The organism is Paenibacillus solanacearum, assembly GCF_910593845.1.
GTDB classification, from domain to species: domain Bacteria; phylum Bacillota; class Bacilli; order Paenibacillales; family NBRC-103111; genus Paenibacillus_G; species Paenibacillus_G solanacearum.
In genome coordinates this window covers 1-13,461 of sequence record NZ_CAJVAS010000003.1, presented here as the reverse complement: position 1 = coordinate 13,461, position 13,461 = coordinate 1, and the positions used below count along the sequence as shown (strand labels likewise).

Sequence of the window (13,461 nt, the reverse complement as noted above, 5' to 3'; positions counted from 1 at the left end):
AGCCATGTAGGATAAAAAAATACCTACATGACTCTTGTGTCCGTAGGTACAACGCGAAATGGCGTTTGCACCTACGGAAAAATTTTCCGTGTACAAACGCTCAGCTATGATGATGTAGTTGAATGGCCCGATTCCGATCAAGCTGGAACATCATGGAGAAAAACCCCTTTACGGATATTGAACGTTATTATAATCAGATTCGATTCGATTGTAAAGACTTGCCATGTCTTTTTTCGGAGATCTCCCATTCCGGCCTCGGTACCTTGCAGGCGTCTTCGGCTAACGCCCCTTCAGCGTCTGCTCGCTGGTAAACCACAGCTTGTAGCTGATCAGTCCGAGCACCATCGCCGTCAATGCGGCGGAGGCTGCCAAAATAAACATAATCAGAATCTGGTAGCGCACGGCTTCAATCGGGTCCGCACCGGCAACGATCATACCCGTCATCATGCCGGGCAGTTGCACCAGCCCGACCGTCTTCATCCCGTCGACCGTCGGGATCATGCTGGCGCGGACCGACCGCTTCAGCGAGCTCTGGATCGCTTGCCGTACTGTCCCCCCGAGCGCCAGCAGCGTCTCGATTTCACCGCGCGCCGTCTCCATCTCGCGGTTCATCTGATTCAGGAACAGCCCGGATACGATCATGGCGCTGCCGATCGTGATGCCGCTGATCGGGATGATGAACTGCGCCGTCGGTTCGATGATCCGCAGGCCAAGCAGGATCGCCATCGTCAAGGCTTCCGTGATGCCGATCGACACCGCAATACGAAGCCGGATCCCCCGCAGTCCACGCGACCGGCTTCCCGCGTTCCAGGAAGCGACGCCGATCATCATGACGATGATCGCCGCAATCAGCAGCGGCTGCTCGGCATGAAAAACATAATGCAGCACATAACCGATCAGAAGCAGCTGGACCGCCGAACGCAGCGTGCCGACGGCAATTTCTTTTTCGAGGCCAAGCTTCTGGCGAATGGATAAAAACATCGTGACGGCGACAAACACCAGGGTACATCCTAGAGCAAGATTAGACATGCGGCACCGCCTCCTCCCCGCCCGCGGGACGGCTGTCACCCGGCCAGGAAATGAACTGCCGGGCTTGTTCCGTTCGCGGACATGCGAAGAAAGCCTGCGTCTCTTCCTGCTCCATTAATTGACCATCGGACATAAACCAGACCCGGTCGCTCACTTGCTTCACCTGCTCCAGATCGTGGGTAATCCACATATTCGTCGTCCCTTCGCGCCGCGACCATTCGTTCAACAGCTGCTCCACCGCTTTTTTGCTGCCGGGATCAAGCGACGCCGTCACCTCGTCCAGCAGCAGCACTGCCGGGCACATTAACAGCGAACGGATCAGCGCAACGCGCTGCTTCTCGCCTCCCGACAGCTCGGCAGCCGGCTTCCCCCAATAGGACGATGCCAGTCCGAGCGCTTCCATACAGCGCACGGCCATCTCCCGGTCAAACGACGTACCGTGCAGCCGGCTCGCTGTCTGCAGATTGTCTTCGACGCTGCCGGAGAGCATAACCGCCTGCTGCGCAACGTACCCTATTTGCTTGCGCCAATCATTCGGCCTCCATTCGCGGTAAAATGTCCCCCCGTACAATACATCCCCTTCATCCTGGGCTTCCAGACGTGCCATAATACGCAGCAGCGTACTTTTCCCCTGCCCGGAAGCACCGATCAGCGCAACGCGCTCCCCAGGCTCCAGCACCGCTTCGCTGATGTGAAATAAGGGCCGGTCGGGCGCATCGTATCGGCGCTTCAGCAGCTTCTGTAAGGTCAACATCGCAGTCATGCTGATTGCCTCCTCCTCCAACGCGTTGACCCCTAAACGTAAACTTGATCAAAAGTAAATCATCATTCCGCTAACCGCTGTATCTGATACGGTTCGGTTCGATCCCCGCTATACGACACCGGAGACGCGTGCCTGGGTTTGCGCGCGCCGGACGTGTTCATAAGTCATTGGAACGTTAGCTCACGTAACCGATCTACCTGTCAGCGTTATGCAATATAAAATCGGTGGTAATCGGACGGTGATCGGAACCGTTCGTCTCCGTCACGAACGACGATAGTGCACGCAGATGCGAGCTTCTCAGGATGTAGTCGATTTTCCGGTCCGGATGATCCGCCGGAAACGTAAGGCCCTCGCCGTCTCCGTGAACGTCCTGCCAGCTGTCCTTCATCGTCTCAAACAACGGGACGAGCTCGGGAGCATCCGGTTTCGCATTAAAGTCGCCTAGCAGCAATTTCGGTCCTTCGACCTGCGCAATCATCTCCAGCAGCTCACCAATCTGGATTATTCTTACAGACGGATCGGGACGATAATCGAGATGCACGACATAGACGGCAACCTCGGTTCCTTCCACGTCAAGCAGCGTCTCCGCCACTCCGGCCATCGTCACAGGGCCGCGATTCCGGTCCTCCGACAGCGTCGACAGCCGGGTCATTGGCCGGTTGCTCGCGCGAACGATCGGGAATTTGCTCATGAGGGCAACCCCGAACTTACGGTGCGGCTCGCCTTCGTTCTGCGGCGGGAGCTCATAGATCGGAGCGAAATAAGCATGCATTCCGAGCTGTTCGGCCAGCATGGCGACGCTGTCTTGAAACCGGCTCCGCTTGCCCCAATGCATATCCACCTCCTGCAGTCCGACGATATCCGCACCCGCTTCGCGAATTTCTCCGGCGATCCGGTCCAAATCGTACTCATTGTCCATCCCGATGCCGCTATGGATATTGTAGCTCATCACCCGAATTATAGCTTCCCGTTCCTGATGCGGCTCCTGATGCCATTTTTGCTGCGGTTCCCGTTGTTCCATCGCCATTTTCCTCCGTTTCGCATTGCCGCTAAGGCATCACTTGTCCGCTCTTCTTCTTCGGGATCGAAGTCGTCACATAGCGATCGTCCAGGCACAGCTTGGCGATATACAGCATTTGCCCCATATGCTCCGAAAAATGCGTCGCGCATGTGATCAATACTTCCAGATTCATTCGCTCCCGGCTGCGCACGAGCTGCGTTTGCGCCAGCACATCGGGGCCGATCGTTTGCAGCGTATCGATGACTTCGCCGAACGAATCGCGCACGATCCGTTTCAGCTCCTCCTTCGTAAGCTGGACCGGTTCAAACTCTTGATCCCGATCTCTCGTGTTAGGTTCCTTGCGGATGCCGCTTGCGATTCGCTCGCCAATATTGCCGCGAATATGTACGATCAGGTTGGCAATGCTGTTGCTTGCCTCGTTCGGACGCCAGTTGACCTGCTCGTCGTTCAGTTGATCCAGAACAAGCTGGATCCGCTTCTCGATCTCTTCAAACTTTTGGATCAATATCCGTTTCACGGCATCCATACTACCCATCTCCCCGCGCTAACATAAAATGAACTCTCCTTCGAAACATTGCTCACCGGATATGCTTCTCATAGCACAGACTGGCCTCGCAGTCGACATACGCCCCAAACCTGTCGATTTCCTTATACCCGTGCTTTCGATAAAACCGGATCGCTTCCGGCTGCTCGTCCTCCGGCTCCACCGTCCAAATCTCAATCCCGTTGTCCATTCATGCACGCTCCCCTTCGTCGATGGTCTGCCCGTCCCCACCGCATACGCGTCTTGATACGAGCAGGTCAAGAATACGATCATCCCAAATTTGTGCCTCGATGTACCGTTCCGGCCCGTTTGCCCCGTCCGCATTCCATTGCTGGGGCCAGCCGTATTGCCCGATCAACTCCATCATTTCGCGCTTCACATACACCTGCTGCCGATAAGGCTTGCCGTCCGCATATCTCATCGTCGGGAACAGATCTCCATAGGTGAAGCTGATCGATAGCGGATCCACTTCGTCCAGCCGTACGCGCAGCAGCCGTCCGTCCACGTACCACTGCCGAATCCAATTGCATTCACCTAGTGTCATATAATGCGGATACGGCTTCGCCGGCCGGCCGCCTTTGCGGATGAACAGGTCCCTTGCTTTTTGCTCCAGCTGTCTGCGAACGGTCATGTAATCGTCCGGCCGCTTGCCGGCAAAGGCAGCGCCTTGCCGCTTTAACTCCTGCATAACGCGCGCCGCTTCTTCTTCGGATAACGCGGACAAGCTCCTGAACGGGCCGTGCTCCGCTTCGTAATAGTGGTACAAGTACAGCTCGCTCATCGCCGTCATTCCTTTGCGCCGACATGCTGAAGCGGGTCCGCGTCACCGCAGCCCGCATGCCCTAAACTGATTTTTATTATATCAAAACCAGCAATATTTGGAATCAAATAAAAGAAAAGGCGAAGCTTCATATCCCGGTTCGGTCCGCTCGACGGGGAAAAGCCTGCTTGCGATGACGCACCGAAATAATCCAAGTTTTCCAAAATAATGGCAAGGTCACCTCACCTTCAAGCTCAAAAATTTCGAATGATTACGGTTTCAAAATAATATATAATGATATCGTTGGGTGAACAATTTCTTACCGATAGAACAATTGCTTACGAAACCGCCGGTTTGAAAGCTCATTCAATCAAAAACCAATTGATTATGGAGGTTAGTGTATGAAGCGAATGTTTGCAAGTAGTATGGGAACGTTGGGAATACCGAGAAAGCGTCTTGTCATGTTTGTCGCCATGTTCCTTTGCATCGTCATGATGGTTCCCATCACCGCCAGCGCCGCATATTACAACACCTACACCACCGTCGCATCGCTCGGTAATGCCAATGGCTGCAACGCCGCACAAGGATTTGCCGTCGGGTCCTCCTACACCTATTCCGTAAAAATCAACGGCGACGAAACGAAAGCCGTCATTTACCGCACCAAGATGAGCGACGGAACCACTACCCTCATGACCAACGGCGATAACGGCACGACTTACGCCACCTACCTTGGCCATGCCAACGATGTCGTGTTGAGCACCATCGACGGGGAATATTATATGTTCATCGTCACCATGAACACGGGCAGCATGAGTCTTGTGAAGCTGAAGTACGTAGGGACGACCTTTTACAAAGTCGGTAACTACACGATCAAATACAACGGCGCGGACAAATCAATGTCCGGCGTGAAAATTACGAGCAAAGACGCCAGCACCATCAACTTCCTCTTCAAATCCGGCCGCACCTTCTACAAAGGCACCCTCCCGCTCACTGCAAACAGCGGCACCATCAATCTGACTTACGGATTTTACCTGAATATTGAAGATGCGAAGGTCAACGGAAGCACCATATCGAACATCACCTCGTATGTATTCCAGGGCTTCGGCTATTACAACAATGCCATCTACGTTCCGCTGACGTACCAGAACGTCAGTATCGTCCTTGTTTACCGCAACATATCCACGGCCTCGGGCACTATTTTGGCGGACAATAATTTGTCGTTCCGTATCACGTCCGCTGCGTATCCCGACCTGTTCGAAATCGAAAGCGTCGGCGTCGCCAACGGGGATAAACTATGGTTCAGCACCAACCGGCGAACAGCGCCGGGCGATACGGCTTCTGACGGCGTACATTACTTTAACGATTTCAGCGCCTCCTAAAGCAAACCAGCCGCTCGGTCTTCATCGAGACGGGTGAACGGAGAGCGGGATCTGCCCATACCGTCGAACTTCTTTTCCTCCTGCGCGCGTAGGAGGATTTTTTTCATATCCTCGCCGTTCTCAAGGGCACAGCTAACAGCAAAAAACGCCCCGGACGATGTCCATAGGCGTTCATGCGGTTGAGCTGCGATTATTGAATGTAAATCGTCGTTACCGTTTGGCCGGTGCCTTGCAGCACGACTTGCTGGTTCGCCACCAGCTTGGAGGAATCTCCGTAGATCGTGACCGGCGAAGTGACGGTGTAGGTGATCGTTTGCGTCGTGCCGTTCGTATACGTTTGGTTGATCGAGATGGTCGCAATTTGCCCTTGGCTGTTCAGCGTCTTGCTGGAGAAGGTGCCCACAGCCGTAAAGCTGAGATTGCCGTTGCTGCCGTTCTGCGTCACCTCGACGAAGATGACCGCGTTGTTGTACGAACGGATGTTGAGAATATCGCCCGTTTGCAAGTCGGTAGCGTTGACTCTGACGCCATTACGCATAATGAACGCGCCTGCGTTAAGCGTAAGGGACGACGCTTGCCCGCCGTTCAGCACGGTCAGCGTGTTATTGCTGACGGCCGACAGCAGCGTTCCCGTCGTCTGGGTAACGACCGGCTGATTTGAGGATCCTCCGGCCAGCTGCGTTACTTCGGCGTATGCCACGATATTGTTGTAATAACGCACCGTGATGACGTCTCCAGCTTGCAGCGCACCCGGACCGGTTTGACCGCCTCCGCGGAATATGAACGCATTGCTGGTGTCAAGGTTCAGCGCAATGTTTTGGCTGCCGCTGGTTACGACAAGCGTATTGCCGTAAGCTGGCGCCGCCACGGTTCCTGTCAACGTGCCGTTGGAATTGCTTGGCTGGGTGACCGTCTGCGTCACCTCGGCGATGGCTACCGTGTTATTGTAGGCATACACGCTGACCACATCCCCGACCTGCAGCGCGGAGACGCTTACTTTGGAGCCGCTGCGGTACAGGAACGCGCTGCTGTTCAGCGACAAGCTCTCCACTTGTCCGCCGTTAACCAGCGTCAGCACATTGCTGCCTGTAGATACGACCGTGCCGGATAGCTGTCTGGTGTATGTCGGCTGCGATCCGGTGCTGCCGGCCGGCTGCGTCACTTCCACAAACACAATAGCGTTGTTGTAAGAACGCGTGCTGACGATATCTCCGATTTGCAGCGCCGATGCGTTCACCTGCGCCCCGTTGCGGAAGAAGAGCGCATCGGCATTCAGCGGCAAGCTGACCGTCTGGCTTCCGTTTGTCAGCGTCAGCAGATTGTTGTTTACAACGGAAGTGAGCGTGCCCGTATTGGTCGCGGAAGGCAGCGTCGGCTGGGTCGGTTGCGTCGGCCATGTGCCTACATTGTTCGTCACTTCGGCGAAAATAATGACATTGTTGTACGAACGCGTACGTACAACATCCCCGACTTGCAGCGCCGATGCGCTTACTCGCGTACCGCCTCGATAGATGAAGGCATCAGGGTCGAGCGTCAGCGTTACCGTTTGACCATTTTTGTTCAGCGTCAGCACGTTGCCGACAACCGGCGTCGTTACAGTGCCTGTCACGACACCGACATCGCTACCCGGCAGCTGATCTCCCGCCCGGTCGAGCAATGCCGCGATTTGCGCGCGCGTCACCGGCTGCGTTGGACGGAAGGTGTTATCCTCGAAGCCGTTCACCAGTCCCCGCTCGACGGAGACGGCGACGTAACCGACCGAGCCTGCCGGTATTTTGTTCGCGTCAGAGAACGACAGCTTCACGTTCATTTTCGTCTTCGCTTCGCTCTCCAGCTTTAGCGCCTTGACGAGCAGCGTCGTCGCCCACAGCCGGTCCGCCGGCTGGTTCGGCTGCACCATCGTATCCGCTTCGCCGAACAAGTCGTTTTTCAGCGCCACCGACACATAACCGACTGCCCATGCCGGCACTTGATTCGCATCCTTGAAATTCAGCTTCGTCGCCATTTCCGTCGCCGACTCCGCCTGATCGCGCAATCCCATCAGCCGGACAGCCGCTGTAATCGCCTCGATGCGGGTGACCTTCTCGTTCGGACGGAACGTGCCGTCGGAATATCCGTCAAAAATATTGCGGGATGCAAGGCTTGCAATATAGCGCAGCGCCCATTCCATATCTTTGCCTTGAATATCTTTGAAGTCCAGCCTGCCCTTCTGCCCGTTCCAGCCCCGGTTGTCGTTTTTATTGCTGCTCTGCTGCTTCGAATCTTTCCGATTATCCCAGTCCTTCCAGTCTTTCGAGTCTTTGGCGAAGGCGCTTGTGCCGGCGCCGAGCACCATCGCTGCAGTCAAGCTGGTTACAACAAGCTTTTTCATGGGCAAGTGCTTCATTTATAAAATCTCCCCTTAAAATAAAATAACAGCATTATTCAGTATTACTTCTTCCGTCTCTACAATCATTCGGGCACCAGCCAATAATTGGGGGGTACGCGCAAAAACATTTTTAACGGCATAGCAAAAAGCGCCTCCCGCCTGCAGCAATGCAGGGAAAGACGCTTTTTGTTTGCTTCATGAAGCACAGCACTGCGAGGATCCCGTCAAGGATCTTGCCCAATACTGCATCACTTCGATTCAACCGATCATGCCCGGGAAAAGTATCAAGACCTCCGGTCGTAACGCATTATCTCGACCGGGGACGATACACCTCTCCGTTCTCCAGCACGATCCATGGCTTGCTGCCGCCTTCCGTCAGCTCCAGCCCGGCGATCCGATGCGAGAACCGTACCGAGGTCTGCACAGCCCCTTGATCGCTGAGCGTGTACAACAGGCCGTTGTCCGCCGCAGCGAGGTAACGGGTCTGGCCACTGAGCTTCCACCCGTCCACCAGCAGCACGCGGTCTTCCAGCGCCGTACGGAAGCGAACCGAGCCGTCCGCAGCCAGCGCATACATTTGAAAGCCGTCCGTGCCGGCCAAAATTTCCACTTCGCCGTCGCCATTGTAATCGGCTGCGCGAATATCGTTCACTTCACCGCCGACATTACGTACCCAGCGTTCCTGAAGCTTGCCTTTGTACTGGATGAGCCGCACTTCATTCTGCTTCGTGCCGAATGCAACGGCGGGCGGTTCATCTCCGCTCCACGATTCCAGCGCTTCGGCCACTTTCCAGCCGGGTCCGCCGGTTGCGCTGCTGCGCGTAATCGCCTTCTCGTTCCAATACGCATAGTACGCATACTCCAGTCCGAACATGCCTTCTTCCTTGCCGTCGCCGTCAAAATCAGCGAATTCCATATCCTGGATTCCATAATAGTAAAGCAGATCCTCGTACTTCAGCTGCCCGCTTGGATCAAGCCCGTAAATATAGCGGAACTGCGTGCCGACCATCACCCACGGCTCCTGATCGGTTCCGTTCACGTAGGCGACCCGCACATTCGTGATGCCGACGAGGTTGCCCTTCTGCTCCCGATGCGCGGTGTCACTCGGGAACTTGTATTTCCACTTCTCGCTTCCTTGCGCATCGAGCGCATGCACGTACCAGTTCTCCGTCGCGACGAAAACTGTCGGCTGCCCGCCAAGCTGCTGCACCGTCACTTCGTTCACCCGGCCCTGCGCAGCGAAGGACCACAGCGCCGTACCGTCTTGAGCGATCGCGGTCACCTTGCCGTCGCTCCCTCCAAGCACAAGCTCTTCCAGGCCGTCGCCGTTCAGATCGCCTGTGGCGGAGCTGGTCACCGTTCCTTGGAATGCGAATACTTTTTGCCAATCCGCTCTGGGGTCCCGCCGATCCGGCTGCGGCTTCTTCCACTGTCTCGGGTTCTCCCTGTCGAGCACGGCGTGCTCCAGGCGCTGCTGCATCGGCCTGGTCCACGTCGCAGTGCCGGAGTCGATCGCGGTATCCCGGACCGGCTGGCCTTGCGCGTCATAGTGTACCTTGCTTTGGCGCATGCCGTAAGCCGTCCATCGTCCCGTCGCCGTATCGAGCTTGAATAGGACCGGCTGGGCAAAATGCAGCGCCGTGCTGCCGATCCGCACTTCCGTCGCTTCGGCGGCCAGCACCTGCCCTTCGCCGATAAGATGGAACGCGCCGTTGGAGCTGAACGATTCGGAATCTACAGCCGCTTGAACCGCAAGCCAGCGGGCAGATCGATCCCGAATCTCCAGCGTCGTTTCGTTCAGCCTTCTCGTTCTCAGCGCCGGCTGATCCGACTTGCGGCTCGACAGCACATTGATGAACTGCTGGCGCTCGCCGGCTTCATACGGTTGTTCTTCGATGACCTCGGAGAGCACCGTTTCCTTATTGGCATACGGATACGGATACACCGTTTTCCAATACTTGACGAAATGCCCGTATCGGTCCTGCAGCCGGAGATCGGACGCATCGAGGCTTTGCAGCTGCATCGTAACGCCCTGCTGCTCGACTTCGAAGCTATCCCTGCGTATGCTCGCATCGCCCATCGATTGCCACAAGTTTTTCAATACATACCGGCCGTTCTCGCGGAAGGAGACCTCGTCGTAGACGACGTAAAAATCGCCGTTCGGACTGACGATCGAACGCTGCCAATCGGTTCCGTTATAGTTCGGCACCGTACTGCGGCTGATGCCGGTTCCGTCGATCTCCGCCGCCCATTCTAGCTTGGTCAGAGGCGGCTTCTTCCGCTGCTCGCCGTCCTTGACGACAACGAGCCCGCTGTGATGCTCAGGCGTATTCTCGATATAATCGCGGTCCGTCAAAAACAGCCTGCCGTTGGCGCTGTAATTCAGAATCGCATTGCCGTCCTGATGCCCGTGCTTGCCGGCGGAGAAGCCGTCGACGATCAAGTAGCTGTCATCCGCGCCGAACCCTTCGCGGAACGTCATTTTGTGAAATGCGTCTTCCTGCTGTACTTCCAGCGGCGTTTGTTCCGTATCCTTGACGTCGTCGTAGACGCCTTGCTCCACAGGATATGCCTGCAGCTTGGCGTAATTGCCCGCCGGCAGCTCCGCTGCTGCGCCGTCTCCGGCAGCCGTGTAGCGATGGATCGGGTAATCGAGATCGCTCATCTTCTGTCCGGGGAACGGTCCCGTCTTCGCCCGTTCGAGCAAATACAAGTACAGCGGGTCGCCGTAAAACCAGGACGCCGCATTCATCACCTGCGCATGGCCCCAGGAATAGGCGGAGCTGGCGCCGAACGGATACGTATCCCCGCCGCCCGACATCGTGCCCAAATTATCGATCATCATCGAGTGTAGATCGGCGCTCGGCCTAAGGCTGCGCGCAATGAAGTCGAGATTGCCCGTCGCCATCGCGTAGTCGATATTCGTCATCGGCACGTGCATCAAATAGTCGGACCCTTCGTCCAGACTGATGTAGGACGTATTGCCGGTAAATATCCGGTCCCCGAGCTGCTTCCACGAGACGGTTTCCGGCAGCCGGTAATATTTGCCGAAAAAATCACTTCCGGCCAGTAAAGACAGCGCCGGGAATATTTCATGATTCCAGCGCGGAGCGGACGGCCTCGCGACCGCCAAATACCGGTCCTTCGCGTTCGCTTCGTACGTCAAATAGAGCGCAGAGGTAATCTGCTTCCGGTCAAGCGCCGTGAACACCGGAGACGCCTCCATGACCGCCCAGTTCTGAATGAGCGTATCGCCGTCGGTCCACATGTTGCCGGACTCGTTCAGCTGCCATTTGGCCTGTTCGGGATAGCGGTTGACAAAGTCAGCATAGCCTTTGAGCAGCTTCCGGTATATTTCGCCGAAAGCGGGATGGCCGCTCAGCTGATAGTTTTCGCCGAAAATTTTGATCCGCGAGAACAAATACTGCAGCGCCGTCGCATCCGCCTCGTTATTGGTCGTCGGCTTCAATGCGGCGATCCACTTATCGGCATTCGTAAGCGCCGTTCGAAGCTGCGCCTCGGTCGGATGGCCGTCGTACTGCAAGTACGTCTCGGTCTGCGGCGCAAGCTGCGCCTCAGCCAGCCATGGCAGCTCCAGCGCGGTTTGCTGATCGAGGAGCTGAAGCAGCCGGTTCGTCCCTGCACCCGCACCGGTCACGTCGCTAGCCCCAAGGACGATTGTATTCCCGCCGAGACCGAACGGGTCAATGACCGTCTGCAGCTGGTATCCTCCCGTCCCCGGGTACACCGCGTCGGCATACGACATGCGCAGCCCGTACAGCCGCGCCATTTGCCGGTTGTTGCCGAGATTCCCCAGCATCAGCGTATTGCCGCTCCAGCCTCCGCTGAACTTCCCGACATCCGGGGCGACGACTTGCGCCTCGATGTTCCACTTTTGGCGCAGCTTGCTTGCGATGGATTGCCCCAATGCGGTCCAATCTCCCTCTGTCGGGGCAACGATATGCAGATCGGTCATGCTTGTCGCCTTATGCAGCGTGCGCGGATGAATGTTTTTGTAAGGCGGCACCTCGCCTGCCCCGAACACGTTGACTTCAAGAAACGCTTGAAGCGCTCCGTACGTAGCGGTCACAACCGTGGAGCCGGAAGCGAGTCCGGTTACGATGCCTTGGGAGACGGCAGCAATGCCGGGATCCTGCACGACATAGGACGCCTGCTCTTCCAGCAGCCGGACATCGCCGTCCGCGTAGCCGCCAAGCAAATGCACTTGCCCCGTCTGTCCTTCTTGCACATTGATCGAATCCGGAACCATTTGCAAGCTTTGCAGCGGGCTATTCGGCAGCCCTAAGCCGCTGCGTATGCGCACATTATCCATATAGAACGTCCCCACACTCGTACTGATGGTCGCGATGCGGAACAGATTGACGTTCGCTGCGGTCGCATCGCGGAACGCAGTATCCTTTTTCCACAGCAGCAGTTGATTGTCGCCGTCAAAAACGTAAATCGTTTTTTTATGCGTATCGGCGTGGACATCGACGCGAAAGCGGTACCATTTTCCCGTTTCGTATGTTTCGCTTGAAGTAAGGCGCGTTGCGCCGTCGTAATACTCGAACGTTCCGTTCGCCAGGAAGCCAATCCACTCCACCGGCTTCGTTCCGCCTGTTCCCGTGCTTTCGAGCAGCATGACGAAGCGGTCGGCGGTATCAGCCTTGGCCCACCATTCGACGCTGCCTGTTTCCAGAGGCGGGAACGGCAGCCGCGCCCCCATCGCCTTCGTCTTGTCATTGTCGACCACTTTGACGGTTTTGCTCCCGCTCACCGCGTACACTTGATCCGTCACGGTAACTTCGGGGCTCGCGTTCGTCCATCCGAACTGCCCGTTTAACGGGCCGAGCGCGAACGATTCAAAATCGATCAGCTGATCGCCGGTCGCCTCAGCCCGAGAGGCGGCAGGCGCAACGATGGAACTGAAAGCCATCAGCATAGCAACCAGAAGATGGAGCGACGATCTGGAGAAAAAGCGTTTCCCGTTCCTTTGGGCAGTCCCATTCACAACCATTCCCTCTCTCTCACGATTGAAATATGCAAGCAGTCCACGCCCGCCTGCTAGATCTCCCCTCCCCACCTCCTGTGGATGCGCCGTCCATCATGGCATCACCGCGTAAATTGTCGAAATAATCTGACATATCGGGACGCATCAAATTTTCCCGTATGCAAGTGCACATACAGGCTCTGTGTAGGTTCCCAGTTGCTGGTTGACTATCCCAATTTTAGAAAACGGGCTGGCGGGTGTCAATCGATCTGCCACTTCCCGTCAATTAATAGACATCGTTCCAGGTTCGGGAAACGGGAACGATAGCGCCACCGCTTCTGACATTATAGTGTCACCGGTGGAAGGTCCGCTCGCCACAAAACACGAAAAGGACCGTCCGGTATATCGCCAGGCCACTGAAGAACTTCCGTTTTTTCTACTGGCGTCCCTCATAAGTTGCAAAAAGACATCTACCTCCATTTTTTAGGGGCGGATGTCTTTTTTTGGGGCTCTAAATCGGTTTACTCGCTGTGTTTTTTAATCTATCAGTTTCAATATTCGCTTTAGATTTACAGCGAATATAGTCATTGCACCTTGCATTTCCATA

10 protein-coding genes are annotated in these 13,461 nt (G+C 56.0%); 1 reads left to right on the top strand and 9 read right to left on the bottom strand.

Annotated elements, in window-relative coordinates; all coding sequences use genetic code 11:
- Positions 1-279 precede the first annotated feature (279 nt).
- The 7 genes from KXG62_RS04520 to KXG62_RS04490 form a co-directional block, all read right to left on the bottom strand.
- Positions 280-1,029 carry an ABC transporter permease gene (locus KXG62_RS04520; RefSeq protein WP_218090743.1) on the bottom strand — a complete coding sequence of 250 codons (750 nt, stop codon included), beginning with the start codon at positions 1,027-1,029 and terminating at the stop codon, positions 280-282.
- Positions 1,022-1,792: an ABC transporter ATP-binding protein gene (locus tag KXG62_RS04515; RefSeq protein WP_218090742.1), complete on the bottom strand. Its 771-nt coding sequence runs from the start codon at positions 1,790-1,792 to the stop codon at positions 1,022-1,024. Before KXG62_RS04515 ends, KXG62_RS04520 begins: the two co-directional genes overlap by 8 nt.
- Positions 1,793-1,985: 193 nt before the next feature.
- Positions 1,986-2,813 (bottom strand): endonuclease/exonuclease/phosphatase family protein, encoded by an 828-nt coding sequence (locus KXG62_RS04510; RefSeq protein ID WP_218090741.1) that lies wholly within the window; start codon positions 2,811-2,813, stop codon positions 1,986-1,988.
- A 28-nt stretch (positions 2,814-2,841) separates the two neighbouring features.
- A complete protein-coding gene (locus KXG62_RS04505; protein WP_218090740.1) occupies positions 2,842-3,339 on the bottom strand; it encodes a DUF1572 family protein in 498 nt (165 codons plus the stop codon).
- Between the two features lie 52 nt (positions 3,340-3,391).
- Positions 3,392-3,547, bottom strand: coding sequence for a hypothetical protein (locus tag KXG62_RS04500; RefSeq protein ID WP_218090739.1), 156 nt, complete (start codon positions 3,545-3,547; stop codon positions 3,392-3,394).
- Entirely contained in the window at positions 3,548-4,138 is a 591-nt protein-coding gene (locus KXG62_RS04495) for a hypothetical protein (protein WP_218090738.1), read from the bottom strand.
- A 5-nt stretch (positions 4,139-4,143) separates the two neighbouring features.
- Positions 4,144-4,341: a hypothetical protein gene (locus KXG62_RS04490; RefSeq protein ID WP_218090737.1), complete on the bottom strand. Its 198-nt coding sequence runs from the start codon at positions 4,339-4,341 to the stop codon at positions 4,144-4,146.
- Between the two features lie 177 nt (positions 4,342-4,518).
- Here KXG62_RS04490 and KXG62_RS04485 point away from each other — a divergent pair, with 177 nt between their 5' ends.
- On the top strand, positions 4,519-5,496 hold the full coding sequence (locus KXG62_RS04485) for a hypothetical protein (protein WP_218090736.1): 978 nt from the start codon (positions 4,519-4,521) through the stop codon (positions 5,494-5,496).
- A 190-nt stretch (positions 5,497-5,686) separates the two neighbouring features.
- Here KXG62_RS04485 and KXG62_RS04480 read toward each other — a convergent pair whose 3' ends face one another.
- A complete protein-coding gene (locus tag KXG62_RS04480) occupies positions 5,687-7,882 on the bottom strand; it encodes an S-layer homology domain-containing protein (RefSeq protein WP_218090735.1) in 2,196 nt (731 codons plus the stop codon).
- A 289-nt stretch (positions 7,883-8,171) separates the two neighbouring features.
- Positions 8,172-12,875, bottom strand: coding sequence for a hypothetical protein (locus KXG62_RS04475; RefSeq protein ID WP_218090734.1), 4,704 nt, complete (start codon positions 12,873-12,875; stop codon positions 8,172-8,174).
- Between the last annotated feature and the right edge of the window lie 586 nt (positions 12,876-13,461).

Coding starts and splice junctions, on each gene's coding strand:
- KXG62_RS04520 (WP_218090743.1), bottom strand. CDS start 1,029: ATGTCTAATCTTGCTCTAGGATGTACCCTGGTGTTTGTCGCCGTCACG.
- KXG62_RS04515 (WP_218090742.1), bottom strand. CDS start 1,792: ATGACTGCGATGTTGACCTTACAGAAGCTGCTGAAGCGCCGATACGAT.
- KXG62_RS04510 (WP_218090741.1), bottom strand. CDS start 2,813: ATGGAACAACGGGAACCGCAGCAAAAATGGCATCAGGAGCCGCATCAG.
- KXG62_RS04505 (WP_218090740.1), bottom strand. CDS start 3,339: ATGGATGCCGTGAAACGGATATTGATCCAAAAGTTTGAAGAGATCGAG.
- KXG62_RS04500 (WP_218090739.1), bottom strand. CDS start 3,547: ATGGACAACGGGATTGAGATTTGGACGGTGGAGCCGGAGGACGAGCAG.
- KXG62_RS04495 (WP_218090738.1), bottom strand. CDS start 4,138: ATGAGCGAGCTGTACTTGTACCACTATTACGAAGCGGAGCACGGCCCG.
- KXG62_RS04485 (WP_218090736.1), top strand. CDS start 4,519: ATGAAGCGAATGTTTGCAAGTAGTATGGGAACGTTGGGAATACCGAGA.
- KXG62_RS04480 (WP_218090735.1), bottom strand. CDS start 7,882: ATGAAGCACTTGCCCATGAAAAAGCTTGTTGTAACCAGCTTGACTGCA.